Here is a 17,879-nt window from a genome sequence, read left to right as displayed (position 1 = left end):
CTAGGTTCGAATCAAGTGGCCGCTGGCCGCGAGTAACTGACCGTCCAATAATGCACCCTGCTCACCAAGAATCAACCGACCCTCGGCAAACCAGCGAACAGCCAACGGATAAATCCTGTGTTCCTGGGTGTGAACCCGTTGCGCAAGTGTCTGCGCCGAGTCTGCAGACTCTACCGGAACCACTGCCTGTACGACCAGAGGCCCGCCATCGAGTTCCTCGGTCACAAAGTGCACACTGCAGCCATGCTCGCTGTCACCGGCGTCGAGGGCGCGTTGATGCGTGTGCATACCTTTGTACTTGGGCAGCAGGGAAGGGTGGATATTCAGCAGGCGCCCTTCGTAGTGCCGCACGAAATCAGCGCTGAGAATGCGCATGAAGCCGGCGAGGACCACGAGTTTGGGGTTGAAGGCATCGATCAGTTCGACCAAGGCACTGTCGAAGGCTTCGCGGCCTTCGAAAGCCTTGTGATCCAGAGAGCGGGTTTCAATCCCTGCGTCCCTGGCGCGTTGCAGGCCGTAGGCGTCACTGCGGTTGGAAATCACCGCAGCGATGCGCACCGGGCTATCGCCGGTGCGCGTGCTGTCGATCAGGGCCTGCAAGTTACTGCCAGTGCCGGAAAGCAGCACCACGACATCACAGGTCTGAGACATCAATGAGCCTTGAGGTTCTTCAGTTCAACCTGGGCTGCACCTTCCGGGGCAGTGGCGATCTGGCCGATGACCCACGGCTGCTCGCCGGCTTCACGCAGTACATTCAGCGCAGTGTCTACGTGCTCTTGAGCGACGCAGATCACCATGCCCACGCCGCAGTTCAGCACGCGGTGCATTTCGGTTTCGTTAACGTTGCCTTTCTCTTGCAGCCAGTCGAATACCGCAGGGCGAGTCCAGCTGGCCACGTCGACAATCGCCTGGGCGCCTTTTGGCAGGACGCGCGGGATGTTGTCCAGCAGGCCGCCGCCGGTGATGTGGGCCATGGCTTTAACAGCGCCAGTGTCCTTGATCAGCTTGAGCAGTGGCTTGACGTAGATGCGGGTCGGGGCCATCAGCAGGTCGGTCAGCGGCTTGCCGTCGAGTTGGATGGTCTCGATGTCGGCGCCGGACACTTCGATGATCTTGCGGATCAGCGAGTAGCCGTTGGAGTGCGGGCCGGACGATGGCAGGGCGAGCAGGGCGTCACCGGCAGCGACTTTGGAACCGTCGATGATCTCGGATTTCTCTACAACGCCGACGCAGAAGCCGGCCAGGTCGTAGTCTTCGCCCTCGTACATGCCTGGCATTTCAGCGGTCTCACCGCCGACCAGGGAGCAACCCGACAGCTCGCAGCCTGCGCCGATACCGGTTACGACTTGGGTCGCGGTCTCAACGTTGAGTTTGCCGGTGGCGTAGTAGTCGAGGAAGAACAGCGGCTCTGCACCGCAAACCACCAGGTCATTGACGCACATGGCAACCAGGTCGATGCCGATGCTGTCGTGCTTGTTCAGGTTCAGGGCCAGGCGCAGCTTGGTGCCCACGCCGTCGGTGCCGGAGACCAGCACGGGCTGTTTGTAGCCGGCCGGGATTTCGCAGAGGGCACCAAAACCGCCCAGGCCGCCCATGACTTCAGGGCGCGCAGTGCGCTTGGCGACGCTCTTGATGCGTTCGACCAATGCTTCACCGGCGTCGATGTCTACACCGGCGTCCTTGTAGCTCAGGGAGGGTTGCTTGCTCATGATCCAGGCCTTTAGGGGGGATTCAGGGGTAACGACCGAGCGGGCGGGGGCTTTTGGTAAAAGGCCCAGCCGTTGACGGTCTGCGAAGGCGCGCGATTTTATCAGGCTTGAGGGGCAGCGGCCATCCTCGGGCCGACGGGCAGAGGCATATGAGGTTAAAAAAATGCTAATCGGGTCTGTTATGGCACGTATTAAGGTATAGCCTTTAACCCGCTATCGTTATGACAGTACAAAATCTTACCGAGACCCTGTGAATGTTTTACCGGTCGCTGTGGTCACAGCCTTGCCAAGCCGAGTTCACGCGGTCTGTTCCAGCCGCTAAATTTGTCGTTCGGGAATCTTCCATGCGTCTGTGTAAATTCTTCTTTGTAGGCTGCTTGTCGTTGGTCAGCCTGGCGAGTCATGCCGAAACCCTCAATGGCTTGTATCAAGTGCTCGAGCCGGTCAGCAGCCAGTCGCCCCAAGAGCGCGACCAGGCTACCCAGCGCGCCGTGCAAACCTTGGTGATCCGCTTGACCGGGGACGCCAAGGCTGCTGATGGCCCGGGTTTGGCGGCGATTCGCAAGGACCCGCAACAGATCATCACTCAGTATGGCTACGACGCCGGGCCGCCGGAAAGCCTGCAAGTGGACTTCGATCCAGTCAGCACCGACCGCGCGTTGCGTGGGGCAGGCTTGTCGATTTGGGGCAGCAATCGGCCGTCGATTCTCGGCTGGTGGCTGAACGACTCCACCGAGGGCAGCAGCCTGGTCGGTGATGGTCAAGCGGTTGCCCAGGCGCTGCGCCGGGCGGCGCAACACCGCGGTTTACCGTTGCGCCTGCCGCTGGGCGACCTGGATGAACAAGTCGTCGCCACAGCGCCTAATCTTGAAAGCGCGGACGCTACTCCGCTGCGCGCAGCTTCTGAACGCTACGGCGCCGATGCTTTGCTGGCTGTACACGCCCGCCAGGACGGCAGCCAATGGCAGGCCAAATGGCGCCTGTGGCTGGGCGACAAAAGTGAGCAGGGCACCGCCCAAGGTGCCGACACCGCCGCCGTGGCTGATGCCGTGATGCTGGCGGTCAGTCAAAAGCTGGCGCCGCGTTTTGCGGTCAAGCCAGGCGTGAGCACCGAGCAACTGCTGGAAGTGCAGGGCATGAACCTGGAGCGCTATGCCGCCTTGGGTCACCTGCTGGAACCCTTTGGTGGTCAGCCGCAACTCGTGGATGGCAACCGCATTGTGTATCGCGTTAACGGCAGCGCTGATCAGTTACGTACTCAGTTGAGCCTGGCCAAGTTGCAGGAGGTTCCTGCGGGTGAGGTGCCTGCTCAGCAGTCGGTGGCAGACGGTACGCAGCCGCCTGCGGCACCTGCACCTCAGGCGCAACTGCGTTTTCGTTGGTAAATGTTCCTCCTTCTTCTATATAGAAGAAGGAAGCAAATAACAGATGGAGTGGTTTATGGCGGATGCGCGTCGTTGGATATGGGTTGGCGGGATCGTCCTGCTGTGCGGTTTTGTGTTCTTGCTGCATTCGATCCTGACACCGTTCCTGGTCGCGTTACTGCTCGCCTATCTGTTTGATCCCGTGGTGGATCGTCTGGAGAAAGTCGGCATGTCGCGCACCTGGGGTGTGGTGACGGTGTTTGCCTTGTTCACGTTGATCATCACGGCGCTGGTGTTGGTGCTGGTGCCGATGCTGGCCAAGCAGTTGTTCCGGCTTTATGAGTTGGCGCCGCAAATGCTCGACTGGCTGCAGCATACGGCCATGCCGTGGGCCCAGACCAAGTTGGGGCTGGCGGATGGCTTCTGGAAGTTTGACAAGGTCAAGGCGGCGATCAGTGAGCATATGGGGCAGACCACCGATATTGTCGGTGTTGTGCTCAGTCAGGCGACGGCGTCCAGCCTCGCGCTGATCGGTTGGCTGACCAATCTGGTGCTGATCCCGGTGGTGGCGTTCTACCTGCTGCGTGACTGGGACATCATGATGACCAAGATCCGCAGCCTGCTTCCGCGTAACCGTGAGGAGCGCATCGTCGCCCTGGCGGATGAATGTCATGAAGTACTGGGTGCGTTCGTGCGCGGCCAGTTGTTGGTGATGCTGGCCCTTGGGATCATCTACGCCGCAGGGTTGATGGCGATTGGTCTTGAGTTGGGCTTGTTGATCGGCTTGATTGCTGGTTTGGCAGCCATCGTGCCGTATATGGGCTTTGTGATTGGTATCGGCGCGGCGCTGGTGGCTGGGCTGTTCCAGTTTGGCGGCGACCTCTACCCGATGCTGGGTATCGTCGCGGTGTTCATGGTTGGCCAAGCCCTGGAAGGCATGGTGTTGACGCCGTTGCTGGTGGGTGACCGAATTGGCCTGCACCCGGTGGCGGTGATCTTTGCGATCCTGGCGGGCGGTGAGCTGTTTGGTTTTACCGGGATCCTGCTGGCGCTGCCGGTAGCGGCGGTGATCATGGTGCTGGTGCGCCATGTGCACGATTTGTACAAGGATTCAGATGTGTATGCAGGGGTTGAAAGCCCCGATCTGTAACCGCACCGTCACAAACCCGGCTTAGGCCGGGTTTGTTATTTCTGTATGCGTCGCGTCAAACAATCTGCGCAAATCCCCCAAGTTAACGCAAACCTTTGATTTTGCTTGTGGTCTGCTGCATTGTGCGCCCGGCGTCACGGGTATAAACTTTGCAAACTTTACACAGAGGCCACTAACGGTTCGTTTGGAGCCGTTCAGTCAGCATGAAACCGATTCAGCTGCCCTTGGGTGTGCGTCTGCGTGACGACGCCACCTTTATCAACTACTACCCAGGCGCCAATGCCGCTGCACTCGGCTATGTCGAGCGGCTCTGCGAAGCCGACGCCGGGTGGACAGAAAGCCTGATCTATTTGTGGGGTAAGCACGGCGTGGGGCGTACCCACCTGTTGCAGGCAGCGTGCCTGCGCTTCGAGCAAATGGGCGAGCCGGCGGTTTACCTGCCGTTGGCCGAGTTGATGGACCGCGGCATTGGGATCTTCGACAACCTGGAGCAGTACGAGCTGGTGTGTCTTGATGATCTGCAAGCGGTCGCCGGTAAGGCAGATTGGGAAGAGGCACTGTTTCATCTGTTCAACCGCTTGCGTGACAGTGGGCGGCGCTTATTGATTGCCGCATCCACGTCGCCGCGTGAGCTTCCGGTGAAGCTTGCCGACCTCAAGTCGCGCCTGACCCTGGCGCTGATTTTCCAGATGCGCCCCCTGTCTGACGAAGACAAATTGCGCGCCCTGCAATTGCGCGCATCCCGTCGCGGCCTGCACCTCACCGACGAAGTCGGGCACTTTATCCTCACGCGCGGCACCCGCAGCATGAGCGCGTTGTTCGATTTGCTCGAGCAACTCGATCAGGCCTCTTTGCAGGCCCAGCGCAAGCTGACCATTCCCTTCCTGAAAGAAACCCTCGGCTGGTAGCAAGCCCAGTCATTTCGGGGCTTTTGGCAAGTTTCAGGCGCCAGAAAACCTGCGTTTTGGCCGGTTTGGCCACGCAAAAGGCGTGTAAAGGGTGTTAAGGGCTTAGATGTCATAGTCCGAACAAGAAGTCACATAGAACACGATTGAATTTGCAAATCGATCCGATAGTGGGCATAGTCTCGACTTCTTTACACATCAGCCACGGTCGTGCCCATGCTAAATCGCTTCGCACCCCTCGTGCCTCTCGCACTCGTTACCCTGTTGTTTGGTTGCGCCTCCCACCCTCAACAAGTGGCTGAGCAGCAAAAAACTCAACAACAGTCCCAGGCAAAATTCGTCGCTTCTCAGTCTTCGACTGTTTATGAAGAAGAAGTGGCGACCGAGAAGGAACTGGCCGACTTCGCCGGCAACAAGCCTTACCAGCTTCCAGTTCTGGCCGACAGCATCCTCGAACGCGGCATGTCCCTGATCGGTACCCGTTACCGTTTCGGTGGTACCTCCGAAGCCGGTTTCGACTGCAGCGGCTTCATCGGCTACCTGTTTCGTGAAGAAGCCGGCATGAATTTGCCTCGCTCGACGCGCGAAATGATCAACGTGAATGCACCGTTGGTCGCACGCAACAACCTCAAGCCGGGTGATCTGCTTTTCTTTAGTACAGCTGGCCGTGGTCGTGTCAGCCATGCCGGTATCTACTTGGGCGATAACCAGTTTATCCACTCCAGCAGCCGTCGCAGTGGCGGTGTTCGAGTCGACAACCTGGGTGACAGCTACTGGAGCAAAACCTTCATCGAAGCCAAGCGCGCACTCGCCATGGCCCCGACTACGGTTACCGCTAGCAAGTAAAGTTAAAGTGATACTTGAAGTTTGACGTGTAAGCGCTAGAATCCCTGGATATTGTTGGAATCCGTTCGCGCAAGCTTTGCTTGCGCGTTCTGGTTTTCAGCGTTCGGCAGCGAAAAGCCGCATCCAGACCAGGATTGTTCTGCCCATGTCGACCTCAGCCCGCCTCATTCTTCTTGTTTGCGCCGCGCTCCTCAGCGCCTGCGCAAGCCGCCCACCGCCTGCACCCGTAGCAGTCAAGCCTAGGCCGGTGTTCAATTATTCCACTCAAAGTTTCTCGCCTGCAGCCGAAGACGTGCTCTTTCGTGCGCTGGGCCTGGTTGGCACGCCTTATCGCTGGGGCGGCAACACGCCTGACTCAGGTTTTGATTGCAGTGGTCTGATCGGGTTTGTCTACCGTGACGCAGCGGGCATTTCCTTGCCGCGTACAACCCGTGAATTGATCGTGATGCGTGCTCAGGATGTCAGCGAAGAGAACCTGCAGACCGGTGATCTGCTGTTCTTCGCCACCGGTGGCGGTTCACAGGTCAGCCATGCCGGGATCTACGTGGGTGAAGGCCGCTTTGTGCACGCGCCGCAAACAGGCGGTACGGTGAAGCTGGATACCTTGTCCAAGGCGTATTGGCAGAATGCCTACCTGAGCGCCAAGCGCGTGTTGCCGGCTGAGCATCTGGCGCGAAATCCTTAAGAGGCAGCTACACGCTTCAAGTGGTTAGCTGCAAGTGGGTGCAATGCCTGCTTGCAGTGTGAGGCTTTAATTTGACGCTCCACCCCCAACCCACTAACCTTCGCGGCTTGTTCCAGGTGCTCTGTGACCCGTGTGTCGACAGAGTGAAACAGGGAAGCCGGTGAGTGAGCGCACTTATACACAGTGCCGCCGCAATTCCGGCGCTGCCCCCGCAACGGTAAATGAGTCAAAACGGTGCCTTTTGCCACTGTATCGCCCGCGATATGGGAAGGCGCGCCGTCGGCCAGCTCTCTCTTTTTTATAAGAGCAGGAGCGCCACTCATGAGTCCGGAGACCGGCCTGGATCATCCAACAGCATCACGGTGGGCGATGCTTGGCTGTCTGTTTTCTTTTTCCTGCCCGCCGTTTTTGTCCAGCCCCAACGGAGAGCTGCCATGACTGATTCCCCCGACCGCGACGAACGCCACCTGGCGCGCATGCTGCGTAAAAAAGCCGTGATCGACGAGCGCATCGCCAATTCCCCCAACGAGTGCGGATTGCTGCTGGTGCTGACCGGCAACGGCAAAGGCAAGAGCAGTTCGGCGTTTGGCATGCTGGCTCGAGCCATGGGCCATGGGATGCAGTGTGGTGTGGTGCAGTTCATCAAGGGGCGTAACAGCACCGGTGAAGAACTGTTTTTCCGTCGTTTCCCTGAGCAAGTGCGCTTCCACGTAATGGGCGAAGGTTTTACCTGGGAAACCCAGGACCGCCAACGCGACATCGCCGCCGCTGAAGCAGCCTGGGCGGTTTCCCGCGAGTTGCTGCAAGACCCTTCCATCGGCATGGTGGTGCTGGACGAGCTGAATATCGCCCTCAAGCACGGCTACCTCGACCTCGACCAAGTGCTCAGCGATCTGCAAGCCCGCCCGCCGATGCAGCATGTGGTGGTCACCGGTCGTGGCGCCAAGCCTGAACTGATCGAACTGGGCGACACCGTCACCGAAATGGGCATGCTCAAGCACGCGTTCCAGGCCGGTATCAAGGCACAGAAAGGCGTCGAACTTTGAATCAGCCCCGTCATTGCCCGGCCGTATTGATCGCCGCACCGGCGTCCGGCCAGGGCAAAACCACCGTCACCGCCGCGCTGGCCCGCCTGCACCGCAACCTGGGGCGCAAAGTGCGCGTGTTCAAATGCGGGCCGGACTTCCTGGACCCGATGATCCACGAGCGTGCCAGCGGTGCGCCGGTGTATCAATTGGACATGTGGATGGTGGGCGAGCAGGAAAGTCGCCGTTTACTGTGGGAGGCGGCGGGGGAGGCCGACCTGATCCTGATCGAAGGCGTGATGGGCCTGTTCGACGGCACACCGTCCAGCGCCGACCTGGCGCGGCACTTCGGCGTGCCGGTACTCGGTGTGATCGACGGTACCGCCATGGCCCAGACTTTCGGCGCCCTGGCCCTGGGGCTCGCGCGCTATCAGCCCGATTTGCCGTTCGCCGGCGTGCTGGCTAACCGCGTCGGCACCCTGCGCCATGCGCAACTGCTGGAAGGCAGCCTCACCGAAGGCCTGCGCTGGTACGGCGCGTTATCCCGTGAAACCGGTATCGAATTGCCCAGCCGCCATTTGGGCCTGGTGCAAGCCAGCGAATTGAATGATCTCGACCTGCGCCTGGACGCCGCCGCACAAGCCCTGGGCAGTAGCTGTGAAGTGTCGTTGCCGCCGCCGGTAACGTTCGCCGCGCCACAAGTGATCGAGGCTGAGCCGCTGCTGGCCGGTGTGCGCATTGCCGTGGCGCGCGACGAAGCCTTCGCCTTCACTTACGGTGCCAGCCTCGACCTGCTACGGGCGATGGGTGCCGAGTTGCGGTTCTTCTCGCCGATTCACGATCGCGAATTGCCTGACGCCGACAGTCTCTATCTGCCCGGTGGCTACCCGGAACTGCACCACAAGGCGCTGTCGGAAAACACCTCGATGCTCGACGCCATCCGCGCTCATCACACTGCCGGCAAGCCGTTGCTCGCCGAATGTGGCGGCATGCTCTACCTGCTGGACTCGCTCACCGACGTTGACGGAACCCGTGCCGAATTGGTCGGCCTGCTACAGGGCGATGCGGTGATGCAGAAGAAGCTGGCGGCCCTGGCCCTGCAAAGTGTTGAATTGCCGGAAGGGGTGCTGCGTGGTCACACCTATCACCATTCCCTGACAAGTACCGAATGGCAGCCGATTGCCCGTGGCCTGAGCCCCAATGGTGGACGCGGCGCCGAGGCGGTTTACCGGCAGGGGCGAATGACCGCTTCCTACGTGCACTTCTATTTCCCGTCCAATCCCCAAGCGGTTGCCGCGTTGTTTGCGCCCGACCTTGAGTCAGCACAACATCATGAGTGACAACGCTTTCCCCCAGGTCGACCGCGACGCGGTGTACCGCGCCATCGCCGAACGCCGCGACATGCGCCACTTCAGCGGCGGCAACGTCGCTCCCGAGTTGTTGCAGCGTCTGCTTCAGGCCGCGCACCAGGCGCCCAGCGTCGGCTTGATGCAACCTTGGCGCTTTATCCGGATCAGCGACCGTCAACTGCGTGGGCAAATCCAACAGTTGGTGGAAGAAGAGCGTGTGCGCACCGCCGAGGCCCTCGGCGAGCGTTCCGACGAGTTTATGAAGCTCAAGGTCGAAGGCATCCACGACTGCGCCGAAGTGCTGGTGGCCGCGCTGATGGATGATCGCGAACGCCATATCTTTGGGCGACGCACGTTGCCGGAAATGGACATGGCGTCGTTGTCCTGCGCGATCCAGAATCTGTGGCTGGCGGCCCGCGTCGAAGGTCTTGGGATGGGCTGGGTTTCGCTGTTCGAGCCTCAGGCCCTGGCCGATTTACTGGGCTTGCCGCCCGGCGCGAAACCCCTGGCGGTGTTGTGCCTGGGGCCGGTGGTCGAGTTCTACCCGGCACCGATGTTGCAGCTCGAAGGCTGGACCGAACCGCGGCCGCTGAGTGACATGTTGTATGAGAATGTGTGGGGAGTGAGTCAATGAGTGTGGCCTTGCTGTGTGTCGCCGCAGTGGCGCTGGATGCGCTGCTGGGCGAACCCAAGCGCTGGCATCCGCTGGTGGCATTCGGCAATTTTGCCGGACGCATCGAGCAACGTTTCAATACCGGTGGCCGCGGTTGGCGAAGCCACGGCGTGACCGCATGGTTTATCGCGGTGGTGCCGCTGACACTGCTGGCCACTGCGTTGTCGTGGGCGCCCTATATCGGCTGGGTGCTGGAGATCCTGGCGTTGTACTGCGCCCTCGGCATGCGCAGCCTCGGTGAGCACGTGATCCCGGTCGCGCAGGCTCTGCGCAGTGATGACCTGGATGAAGCGCGCAAGCGCGTGAGCTATCTGGTCAGCCGCCAGACCAGCGAACTGGACAGCACCGAGGTCGCCCGCGCTGCCACTGAGTCGGTACTGGAGAACGGCAGCGATGCTGTGTTCGCCGCACTGTTCTGGTTTGTCATCGCCGGTGTACCGGGCGTGGTGCTCTATCGTCTGAGCAACACCCTCGACGCCATGTGGGGCTATCGCAACGAACGCTTTGAACGCTTCGGCTGGGCGGCGGCGAAGATCGATGATGTGTTGAACTATATCCCTGCGCGCTTGGTGGCCTTGACCTACGCCGTGTTGGGCAAAACCCGTCTGGCGCTTAAATGCTGGCGCACCCAGGGTCCGACCTGGGACAGCCCCAACGCCGGGCCGGTGATGGCGGCGGGCGCGGGCGCACTGGGCGTAGAGTTGGGTGGCGCGGCAATTTATCACGGTGAGTTGCATCAGCGCCCGCCATTGGGCGAAGGCCCGGCAGCGGATGCCGACTCTATCGAACGAGGCTGGCAACTGGTGCAGCGCGGCGTATGGTTGTGGCTGCTGATCCTGTGTGCGGGGGCGCAATTCTATGCTTGAACATGGTGGCCGGCTGCGTAAGGCAGCGATCCAGTACGGAATTGCCGAAGCGGATTGGCTCGACCTGTCCAGCGGCCTGGCGCCCTGGCCGTGGCCGATCCCCGAGATCCCGCTACGCGCGTGGGCGCGTCTGCCGGAAACCGATGATGGCCTGGAGAAGGCCGCCAGCGAGTATTACGGCGCCGCTCATGTGTTGCCCGTGGCGGGCTCCCAGGCGGCGATCCAATTGCTGCCGCGCCTGCGTCGCTCCGGCAAGGTCGGCGTTTTGTCACCGTGTTATGCCGAGCACGCGGAAGCCTGGCGCCGCGCAGGTTACGTCGTGCGCGAAGTGCAGGAGCAGGAAGTCGACTTTTTTCTCGACGGCCTCGATGTGCTGGTGGTGGTCAATCCCAACAACCCCACGGGCCTGAGCTTGCCCCCCAAGCGCCTGCTGGACTGGCACGCACGGCTGGCCCAGCGCGGCGGTTGGCTGGTGGTGGACGAAGCGTTTATGGACGTCACCCCGCAACTGAGCTTGGCGAGCCACGCTCATCAGGTCGGCCTGATCGTGTTGCGCTCGTTCGGCAAGTTCTTTGGCCTGGCGGGTGTGCGCCTGGGTTTTGTGCTGGCGGAGCGCAGGTTGCTCAAGCTGCTGGCCGAACAGGTCGGGCCATGGGCGGTCAGTGGGCCGACGCGGGTGCTGGGTCAGGTGTGCCTGCGTGATACGGCCGGGCACATACACCAACGTCATCGTTGCATCGAAGCGGGGCAGCGATTGTTTGAGTTGCTTGAGCGCCATGGTTTTCAACCCCACGGCGGCTGCGCCTTGTTCCAATGGCTGATCACCCCTCACGCCGAGCGGCTGCATGAGTTCATGGCCCAGCGCGGCATTCTGCTGCGTCTGTTTGTTCACGACAGCAGCCTGCGTTTCGGCCTGCCCGACACCGACACGGATTGGCTGCGACTCGATGAAGCTCTGGCCGCCTACAAGGAAGCCACATGAGTACGTTGATGGTGCAAGGCACCACCTCCGATGCGGGCAAAAGTACCCTGGTGACCGCACTATGCCGTTGGCTGGTGCGCCAGGGCGTGGCGGTCGTGCCGTTCAAGCCGCAGAACATGGCGCTCAACAGTGCTGTGACTGCCGAAGGCGGCGAGATCGGCCGCGCCCAGGCGGTGCAGGCCCAGGCCGCCAACCTGGCGCCGCACACCGACATGAACCCGGTGCTGCTCAAGCCCAACAGCGACACCGGCTCCCAAGTGATCATCCACGGCCGAGCCGTGACCAGCATGAACGCCGTGGCTTATCACGACTACAAAGCCATCGCGATGCAGGCGGTGCTGGCCTCTCACGCACGGTTGAGCGACGCCTACCCGGTGGTGATGGTGGAAGGTGCGGGCTCCCCGGCGGAAATCAACTTGCGTGCCAATGACATCGCCAATATGGGCTTCGCCGAAGCGGTGGATTGTCCGGTGCTGTTGATCGCCGATATCAATCGCGGTGGCGTGTTTGCCCATCTGGTCGGCACCCTGGAGTTGCTTTCGCCCACTGAACAGGCGCGGGTCAAAGGTTTCATCATCAACCGTTTTCGCGGCGATATTGCACTGTTGCAGCCAGGGCTGGATTGGCTGGAGGCCCGCACCGGCAAACCGGTGGTGGGCGTATTGCCTTATGTGATGGACCTGCACCTGGAAGCCGAAGACGGTATCGACCAGCGCCAGATCGATAAGGCGGCGCAGGTGCTCAAGGTGGTGGTGCCGGTGTTGCCGCGTATCAGCAACCACACGGATTTTGATCCGCTGCGGTTGCATCCGCAGGTGGATTTGCAGTTTGTCGGGCCGGGGCAGGCGATTCCTGCTGCCGACCTGATTATTTTGCCGGGCTCGAAAAGCGTGCGCAGTGATTTGGCGTATTTGCGGGCCAATGGCTGGGATGCTGCGGTGTCTCGGCATTTGCGTTATGGCGGCAAGGTACTGGGGATCTGCGGCGGATTGCAGATGCTGGGTGAGCAGGTGCATGACCCGCTCGGGCTGGAAGGGCCGGCCGGATCCAGTGAAGGATTGGGGTTGTTGGCGTTCAGTACGACGCTGGAAGAAGAGAAGCAGTTGCGTAATGTACGTGGGCGCTTGCTGCTGGAGGATGCCGAGGTCAGTGGGTATGAGATTCATGCTGGCGTAACGTCAGGCAGTGCTCTGTCTCAGGCCGCAGTGCTTCTGGATGATGGCCGTAGTGATGGCGCGCAGAGCGCTGACGGGCAGATTCTCGGCACTTATCTGCATGGCTTGTTCGAGACACCGGCCGCGTGCAGTGCCTTACTGCGTTGGGCGGGGTTGCAGGCTGTGCAGGAGGTGGATTATCACGCCTTGCGTGAGCGAGATATCGAGCGGTTGGCGGACTTGGTGGAGAACCATCTGGACACTGATTTATTACGCACGCTGTGTGGGATTTGACGGTGTATGCGCGCGCGCTCTGTGGGCGCTGGCTTGCCTGCGATGGTGGCCTGGTAGCCTACCAATATTACGCTGACGCACTGCAATCCAAATGTGGGAGCGGACCAGTCTTGAAAATCCGACCGGCGAAACAAGGTGTTATCCCATGCTCCAACTGATCCTCGGCGGCGCCCGTTCCGGCAAAAGTCGCCTCGCCGAAAAGCTTGCCAGTGAAAGTGGTTTGCCCGTCATTTATATCGCCACCAGCCAGCCGCTGGACGGCGAAATGAATGAGCGTGTCACCCAGCATCGTCAGCGTCGCCCTGAAGCCTGGGGTTTGATCGAAGAGCCTGTTGAGCTGGCGCGGGTGTTGCGCGAAAACGCCGCGCTTGATCGCTGCTTGCTGGTGGATTGCCTGACCCTGTGGCTGACCAATTTACTGATGCTCGATAGCCCGGAACGCTTGGCGTTTGAGCGTGATCACCTGCTTGAAACCCTGGCCTCGCTGCCAGGTGAAATCATTTTTGTCAGCAACGAGACCGGTCTGGGTGTCGTGCCGCTGGGCGAATTGACTCGCCGCTATGTCGATGAAGCCGGTTGGCTGCATCAAGCCTTGGCCGAGCGGTGTCAGCGTGTTGTCCTGACTGTTGCCGGCCTGCCCCTGACTTTGAAAGGTACTGCGTTATGACTGACACCTGGTGGCTGAGCCCGTGCAAAGCAATCGATACCTCGGCGCATGAACAGGCGCTGGCGCGCCAGCAGCAACTGACTAAACCCGCCGGTTCGCTCGGCCAACTGGAGGCGCTGGCCGTTCAGTTGGCTGGCCTGCAAGGCAAGGTCAAACCTTCGGTGGATCAGCTGTGGGTCGCCATCTTCGCCGGTGACCATGGTGTGGTCGCGGAAGGCGTGTCGGCCTTCCCTCAAGAAGTGACCGGGCAGATGCTGCACAACTTTGTCACCGGCGGTGCGGCCATCAGCGTGTTGGCGCGGCAGTTGGATGCGCAACTGGAAGTGGTTGACCTCGGTACGGTTACGCCGTCGCTGAGCTTGCCGGGCGTGCGTCACCTGAACATTGGCGCGGGCACGGCCAACTTCGTGAATGGCCCGGCGATGACCGAAGCTCAAGGGCGTCTCGCGTTGCAAGCCGGGCGTGACAGCGTGCGTCGGGCATTGGAAAACGGTGCGCAGTTGTTTATCGGCGGTGAGATGGGGATCGGCAACACCACGGCGGCGAGTGCGCTGGCGTGTGCTTTGCTCGATTGTCAGGTCATTGATCTGACAGGCCCCGGCACCGGGTTGAACGCACAGGGTGTCAGTCACAAGGTTGCCGTTATCGAGCGCGCGCTGGCATTGCATGCCGGGCAGCGGGGTGATGCGTTGCAAACGCTGTTCAACCTCGGCGGTTTTGAAATTGCCGCCTTGGTCGGTGCGTATCTGGCCTGTGCGCAGGAAGGCATTGTGGTGCTGGTGGATGGCTTTATCTGCACCGTCGCCGCGCTGGTTGCCACGCGCCTGAACCCGGCATGCCGCGAGTGGCTGGTGTTTGGTCATCGTGGCGCTGAACCTGGCCATCGTCATGTACTGCAAAGTCTTGAAGCTGAACCGCTGCTGGAGCTGGGTCTGCGCTTGGGCGAAGGCAGTGGCGCGGCGTTGGCGGTGCCATTGCTGCGCCTGGCGTGTGCGCTGCACGGGCAGATGGCGACGTTCGCCGAGGCGGCCGTGGCAGATCGTCCGGCATGACGTTGCATCTGGACCTGCTGCGCCACGGCGAAACCGAGCTGGGTGGTGGTCTGCGCGGCAGCCTGGATGATGCGCTGACCGCCAAGGGCTGGGAGCAGATGCGTGCCGTCGTGGTGGAGCAGGGGCCCTGGGACCGAGTGATCAGCTCACCGCTGCAGCGTTGTGCACTGTTCGCCCATGAGCTGGGCGCTCGGCTCAACGTGCCGGTAAGCCTGGAAAAAGATCTGCAGGAGCTGCATTTCGGCGCCTGGGAAGGGCACAGCGCGGCTGCCTTGATGGAAACCGACGCCGAAGGGCTCGGCCTGTTCTGGGCTGATCCCTACAGTTTTACGCCGCCTGAGGGCGAGCCTGTCAGCGACTTTTCTGCGCGTGTTCTCGGTGCCATCTCACGTTTGCATCAGGCTTATGCTGGTGAGCGCGTGTTACTGATCAGCCATGGTGGGGTGATGCGTCTGTTGCTGGCACGTGCGCGCGGCTTGCCCCGAGAGCAACTGCTGAATGTCGAGGTCGGTCACGGTGGGCTGTTCAGCCTGCAAGTCGCGGCCGATGGCGTGCTGAAGGAAGGAATCTGACGATGCTGCCGTTCTGGATCGCCCTGCAATTTCTCAGCAGCCTGCCGATTCGTTTGCCTGGCATGCCACAGCCCCAGGAACTGGGGCGCTCGCTGCTGTTCTACCCGTTGGTGGGTTTGCTCTTCGGGCTGCTGTTGTGGGGCCTGAATATGGCGTTGATGGGCGCGCCGCTGCTGCTGCACGCTGCGCTGCTGCTGACGGCGTGGGTGCTGCTCAGTGGTGGTTTGCACCTGGACGGCCTGGCGGACAGCGCGGATGCCTGGCTCGGTGGCTTCGGTGATCGTGAGCGCACGCTGAGCATCATGAAAGACCCGCGCAGCGGGCCGATAGCCGTGGTCACCTTGGGTTTGGTGTTACTGCTCAAGTTCACTGCGTTGGTGGCGTTGATCGAGCAGCACAATGGCATGGCGCTGATCCTCGCACCACTGATCGGACGTGCTTCGATGCTGGCGTTGTTTCTTACAACACGCTACGTGCGTGCAGGTGGGTTGGGCCAGGCGCTGTCGGATCATTTACCGAGGATCGTCGGCCAACAGGTACTGATCCTCAGCGGTCTGGCCTGTATCCTGATAGGCGGTTTCAGTGGCGGCATCGCCGTTTTAATCGCAGCGCTGTGCTTTATCGGCCTGCGCCAGTTGATGGTCAATCGTCTTGGCGGCACCACGGGCGACACTGCTGGTGCTCTGCTGGAGCTGCTGGAAGTGGCCGTTCTGATTGGGCTGGTTCTGTAACACTTTCTTGCATTTCCTTAATCCCGGGTATATACACGCTCTATGCTTGCCTCCCAATGTTTATGCACCAACCTGCGTCGTGCCGCCCGTGGCGTCAGCAGGCATTACGACGGCGCCCTTGACGGCTTCGGGATCAACGTCGCCCAGTATTCTTTGCTGTGTAACCTGCAGCGCCTCGACCAACCGAGCATTTCCAGTCTGGCGGAAGCCATGGGCCTGGATCGCAGTACCTTGGGGCGCAACCTGCGGGTACTGGAAGGTGAAGGTCTGGTGCAGTTGGTCGAAGGCGATGATCTGCGCAACCGCTTGGTGCTGTTGACCGAAGCCGGCGAAGAACGACTGGCCGCCGCGTTGCCGGCTTGGGAAACGGCACAGCAGAAATTGATCGATCAACTGGGCGCGGAAAAACGCGAAACCCTGTTGGCCTTGCTGGATGAACTCGCCTGAAGGGGAGTTTGTTCGAATACAAGCGGGTATATACCCGCGAGCGGAGAATAAGAAATGACTTCGATGTGGCGCACCAGCGGCTGGGTTCTTTTGGGGAGTGCGCTGATTCTGGCGTTGTCCCTGGGCGTGCGGCATGGCTTCGGCCTGTTTCTGGCACCCATGAGTACCGAATTCGGCTGGGGGCGTGAGACTTTCGCCTTCGCCATCGCTTTGCAGAACTTGATTTGGGGCTTGGCTCAACCGTTTACCGGCGCCTTGGCTGACCGCTTCGGCGCGACCAAAGCCGTGTTTGTCGGCGGGGTGTTATACGCCGTGGGCCTGGTTCTGATGGGGATGTCCGATTCGGCGTGGTCGTTGTCGTTGAGTGCCGGTTTGCTGATTGGTATTGGCCTGTCGGGCACCTCGTTCTCGGTCATCCTTGGTGTGGTCGGCCGCGCCGTGCCGCCGGAAAAACGCAGCATGGCCATGGGCATCGCGAGCGCTGCGGGTTCGTTCGGCCAGTTCGCCATGGTGCCAGGCACCTTGGGCTTGATTGGCTGGTTGGGTTGGTCGGCTGCATTATTGGCGTTGGGCATGATGGTGGCGTTGATCTTGCCGCTGGTGGCGATGCTTAAGGACAAACCGCTGCCGGTCATGGTCGGTCAGCAAACGCTGCGCGAAGCATTAAAGGAAGCTTGCTCCCACTCCGGTTTCTGGTTGCTGGCCTTCGGATTTTTCGTGTGCGGTTTTCAGGTGGTGTTTATCGGTGTGCACCTGCCGGCCTATCTGGTGGACCAGCATTTGCCTGCGACGGTGGGCACCACGGTGCTGGCGTTAATCGGTCTGTTTAACGTGCTTGGCACTTACACCGCCGGTTGGCTCGGTGGACGCATGTCCAAGCCGCGCCTGCTCACCGGTCTGTACCTGTTGCGCGCGGTGGTGATCGCGCTGTTCCTGTGGGCGCCGGTGACTGAAGTCACAGCCTACCTGTTCGGCATGGCCATGGGTTTCCTGTGGCTGTCCACCGTGCCGCTGACCAACGGCACCGTCGCAACATTGTTTGGGGTGCGAAACCTCTCGATGCTCGGTGGGATCGTCTTCCTGTTCCACCAGCTCGGTTCGTTCCTCGGCGGATGGTTGGGTGGGGTGGTCTATGATCGAACCGGCAGCTACGATTTGATCTGGCAGGTGGCGATTCTGTTGAGCCTGCTCGCTGCGGCCCTTAACTGGCCGGTGCGCGAGCGACCGGTGGCGCGATTGCAGGCGCAGATGGAGGCAGCATGAGTGTGACTTTGAGGTGGTTGGCCATCCCGGCAATGCTGGTCCTGTTGCTGCTGGCCTGGTGGGGTTGGCAGCAAGGTGGTCTTGCGTTGATGCAGTTGGGTATGGCGATCTGTTAAGTTCTGTGTCTGAACTGACTCAAGGACTT

At 60.9% G+C, this 17,879-nt stretch carries 19 protein-coding genes and 1 riboswitch; of the genes, 17 read left to right on the top strand and 2 right to left on the bottom strand.

Features of this window, described 5'->3' with window-relative positions:
- Both purN and purM read right to left on the bottom strand, forming a co-directional pair.
- On the bottom strand, positions 1 to 651 hold the full coding sequence (gene purN / locus BFL40_RS05220) for a phosphoribosylglycinamide formyltransferase (RefSeq protein ID WP_071482945.1): 651 nt from the start codon (positions 649 to 651) through the stop codon (positions 1 to 3).
- Positions 651 to 1,709 carry a phosphoribosylformylglycinamidine cyclo-ligase gene (gene purM, locus BFL40_RS05215; RefSeq protein ID WP_071482944.1) on the bottom strand — a complete coding sequence of 353 codons (1,059 nt, stop codon included), beginning with the start codon at positions 1,707 to 1,709 and terminating at the stop codon, positions 651 to 653. Before purM ends, purN begins: the two co-directional genes overlap by 1 nt.
- A gap of 344 nt (positions 1,710 to 2,053) precedes the next feature.
- Here purM and BFL40_RS05210 point away from each other — a divergent pair, with 344 nt between their 5' ends.
- From BFL40_RS05210 to BFL40_RS05130, 17 genes are all read left to right on the top strand, one after another.
- The gene (locus BFL40_RS05210; protein WP_071482943.1) at positions 2,054 to 3,094 is read left to right on the top strand and encodes a DUF2066 domain-containing protein; all 1,041 of its coding nucleotides are present in this window, start codon (positions 2,054 to 2,056) and stop codon (positions 3,092 to 3,094) included.
- Positions 3,095 to 3,149: 55 nt separating this feature from the next.
- Positions 3,150 to 4,223: an AI-2E family transporter gene (locus BFL40_RS05205; protein WP_071482942.1), complete on the top strand. Its 1,074-nt coding sequence runs from the start codon at positions 3,150 to 3,152 to the stop codon at positions 4,221 to 4,223.
- Positions 4,224 to 4,426: 203 nt separating this feature from the next.
- On the top strand, positions 4,427 to 5,131 hold the full coding sequence (gene hda / locus BFL40_RS05200) for a DnaA regulatory inactivator Hda (protein ID WP_027603798.1): 705 nt from the start codon (positions 4,427 to 4,429) through the stop codon (positions 5,129 to 5,131).
- A 213-nt stretch (positions 5,132 to 5,344) separates the two neighbouring features.
- Positions 5,345 to 5,974: a C40 family peptidase gene (locus tag BFL40_RS05195; RefSeq protein ID WP_071482941.1), complete on the top strand. Its 630-nt coding sequence runs from the start codon at positions 5,345 to 5,347 to the stop codon at positions 5,972 to 5,974.
- 145 nt (positions 5,975 to 6,119) lie between these two features.
- A complete protein-coding gene (locus tag BFL40_RS05190; RefSeq protein WP_071482940.1) occupies positions 6,120 to 6,659 on the top strand; it encodes a C40 family peptidase in 540 nt (179 codons plus the stop codon).
- 97 nt (positions 6,660 to 6,756) lie between these two features.
- Positions 6,757 to 7,016, top strand: a riboswitch (cobalamin riboswitch).
- 77 nt (positions 7,017 to 7,093) lie between these two features.
- Complete coding sequence (cobO, locus tag BFL40_RS05185; RefSeq protein ID WP_071482939.1) at positions 7,094 to 7,705, top strand: cob(I)yrinic acid a,c-diamide adenosyltransferase; 612 nt, start codon at positions 7,094 to 7,096, stop codon at positions 7,703 to 7,705.
- A complete protein-coding gene (locus BFL40_RS05180; RefSeq protein WP_071482938.1) occupies positions 7,702 to 9,024 on the top strand; it encodes a cobyrinic acid a,c-diamide synthase CobB in 1,323 nt (440 codons plus the stop codon). Before cobO ends, BFL40_RS05180 begins: the two co-directional genes overlap by 4 nt.
- Positions 9,017 to 9,667: a 5,6-dimethylbenzimidazole synthase gene (gene bluB, locus BFL40_RS05175; protein ID WP_071482937.1), complete on the top strand. Its 651-nt coding sequence runs from the start codon at positions 9,017 to 9,019 to the stop codon at positions 9,665 to 9,667. Before BFL40_RS05180 ends, bluB begins: the two co-directional genes overlap by 8 nt.
- Positions 9,664 to 10,572: an adenosylcobinamide-phosphate synthase CbiB gene (gene cbiB, locus BFL40_RS05170; RefSeq protein WP_071482936.1), complete on the top strand. Its 909-nt coding sequence runs from the start codon at positions 9,664 to 9,666 to the stop codon at positions 10,570 to 10,572. The genes bluB and cbiB overlap by 4 nt, the downstream gene beginning before the upstream one ends.
- The gene (cobD, locus tag BFL40_RS05165) at positions 10,565 to 11,554 is read left to right on the top strand and encodes a threonine-phosphate decarboxylase CobD (RefSeq protein ID WP_071482935.1); all 990 of its coding nucleotides are present in this window, start codon (positions 10,565 to 10,567) and stop codon (positions 11,552 to 11,554) included. Before cbiB ends, cobD begins: the two co-directional genes overlap by 8 nt.
- On the top strand, positions 11,551 to 13,002 hold the full coding sequence (locus tag BFL40_RS05160) for a cobyric acid synthase (RefSeq protein ID WP_071482934.1): 1,452 nt from the start codon (positions 11,551 to 11,553) through the stop codon (positions 13,000 to 13,002). Before cobD ends, BFL40_RS05160 begins: the two co-directional genes overlap by 4 nt.
- A gap of 145 nt (positions 13,003 to 13,147) precedes the next feature.
- Positions 13,148 to 13,669 carry a bifunctional adenosylcobinamide kinase/adenosylcobinamide-phosphate guanylyltransferase gene (cobU, locus tag BFL40_RS05155; protein WP_071482933.1) on the top strand — a complete coding sequence of 174 codons (522 nt, stop codon included), beginning with the start codon at positions 13,148 to 13,150 and terminating at the stop codon, positions 13,667 to 13,669.
- Entirely contained in the window at positions 13,666 to 14,721 is a 1,056-nt protein-coding gene (cobT, locus tag BFL40_RS05150) for a nicotinate-nucleotide--dimethylbenzimidazole phosphoribosyltransferase (protein ID WP_071482932.1), read from the top strand. The genes cobU and cobT overlap by 4 nt, the downstream gene beginning before the upstream one ends.
- Positions 14,718 to 15,293 (top strand): alpha-ribazole phosphatase family protein, encoded by a 576-nt coding sequence (gene cobC, locus BFL40_RS05145; protein ID WP_071482931.1) that lies wholly within the window; start codon positions 14,718 to 14,720, stop codon positions 15,291 to 15,293. Before cobT ends, cobC begins: the two co-directional genes overlap by 4 nt.
- A 2-nt stretch (positions 15,294 to 15,295) precedes the next feature.
- Positions 15,296 to 16,024 carry an adenosylcobinamide-GDP ribazoletransferase gene (locus BFL40_RS05140; RefSeq protein ID WP_071482930.1) on the top strand — a complete coding sequence of 243 codons (729 nt, stop codon included), beginning with the start codon at positions 15,296 to 15,298 and terminating at the stop codon, positions 16,022 to 16,024.
- A 42-nt stretch (positions 16,025 to 16,066) separates the two neighbouring features.
- Positions 16,067 to 16,471 carry a MarR family winged helix-turn-helix transcriptional regulator gene (locus BFL40_RS05135; protein WP_071482929.1) on the top strand — a complete coding sequence of 135 codons (405 nt, stop codon included), beginning with the start codon at positions 16,067 to 16,069 and terminating at the stop codon, positions 16,469 to 16,471.
- Positions 16,472 to 16,525: 54 nt separating this feature from the next.
- Entirely contained in the window at positions 16,526 to 17,734 is a 1,209-nt protein-coding gene (locus BFL40_RS05130; protein WP_071482928.1) for an MFS transporter, read from the top strand.
- The last annotated feature ends 145 nt before the right edge of the window (positions 17,735 to 17,879 follow it).

Origin of the sequence: Pseudomonas costantinii (genome assembly GCF_001870435.1) — a bacterium.
GTDB classification, from domain to species: domain Bacteria; phylum Pseudomonadota; class Gammaproteobacteria; order Pseudomonadales; family Pseudomonadaceae; genus Aquipseudomonas; species Aquipseudomonas costantinii.
Note: the sequence above shows the minus strand (reverse complement) of the source record. Positions and strands in the feature narration are given on the sequence as shown.

Bases quoted from the DNA above. Each gene is read 5' to 3' on its own strand.
- purN (WP_071482945.1), bottom strand. From the start codon at position 651: ATGTCTCAGACCTGTGATGTCGTGGTGCTGCTTTCCGGCACTGGCAGT.
- purM (WP_071482944.1), bottom strand. From the start codon at position 1,709: ATGAGCAAGCAACCCTCCCTGAGCTACAAGGACGCCGGTGTAGACATC.
- BFL40_RS05210 (WP_071482943.1), top strand. From the start codon at position 2,054: ATGCGTCTGTGTAAATTCTTCTTTGTAGGCTGCTTGTCGTTGGTCAGC.
- BFL40_RS05205 (WP_071482942.1), top strand. From the start codon at position 3,150: ATGGCGGATGCGCGTCGTTGGATATGGGTTGGCGGGATCGTCCTGCTG.
- hda (WP_027603798.1), top strand. From the start codon at position 4,427: ATGAAACCGATTCAGCTGCCCTTGGGTGTGCGTCTGCGTGACGACGCC.
- BFL40_RS05195 (WP_071482941.1), top strand. From the start codon at position 5,345: ATGCTAAATCGCTTCGCACCCCTCGTGCCTCTCGCACTCGTTACCCTG.
- BFL40_RS05190 (WP_071482940.1), top strand. From the start codon at position 6,120: ATGTCGACCTCAGCCCGCCTCATTCTTCTTGTTTGCGCCGCGCTCCTC.
- cobO (WP_071482939.1), top strand. From the start codon at position 7,094: ATGACTGATTCCCCCGACCGCGACGAACGCCACCTGGCGCGCATGCTG.
- bluB (WP_071482937.1), top strand. From the start codon at position 9,017: ATGAGTGACAACGCTTTCCCCCAGGTCGACCGCGACGCGGTGTACCGC.
- cbiB (WP_071482936.1), top strand. From the start codon at position 9,664: ATGAGTGTGGCCTTGCTGTGTGTCGCCGCAGTGGCGCTGGATGCGCTG.
- cobD (WP_071482935.1), top strand. From the start codon at position 10,565: ATGCTTGAACATGGTGGCCGGCTGCGTAAGGCAGCGATCCAGTACGGA.
- BFL40_RS05160 (WP_071482934.1), top strand. From the start codon at position 11,551: ATGAGTACGTTGATGGTGCAAGGCACCACCTCCGATGCGGGCAAAAGT.
- cobU (WP_071482933.1), top strand. From the start codon at position 13,148: ATGCTCCAACTGATCCTCGGCGGCGCCCGTTCCGGCAAAAGTCGCCTC.
- cobT (WP_071482932.1), top strand. From the start codon at position 13,666: ATGACTGACACCTGGTGGCTGAGCCCGTGCAAAGCAATCGATACCTCG.
- cobC (WP_071482931.1), top strand. From the start codon at position 14,718: ATGACGTTGCATCTGGACCTGCTGCGCCACGGCGAAACCGAGCTGGGT.
- BFL40_RS05140 (WP_071482930.1), top strand. From the start codon at position 15,296: ATGCTGCCGTTCTGGATCGCCCTGCAATTTCTCAGCAGCCTGCCGATT.
- BFL40_RS05135 (WP_071482929.1), top strand. From the start codon at position 16,067: ATGCTTGCCTCCCAATGTTTATGCACCAACCTGCGTCGTGCCGCCCGT.
- BFL40_RS05130 (WP_071482928.1), top strand. From the start codon at position 16,526: ATGACTTCGATGTGGCGCACCAGCGGCTGGGTTCTTTTGGGGAGTGCG.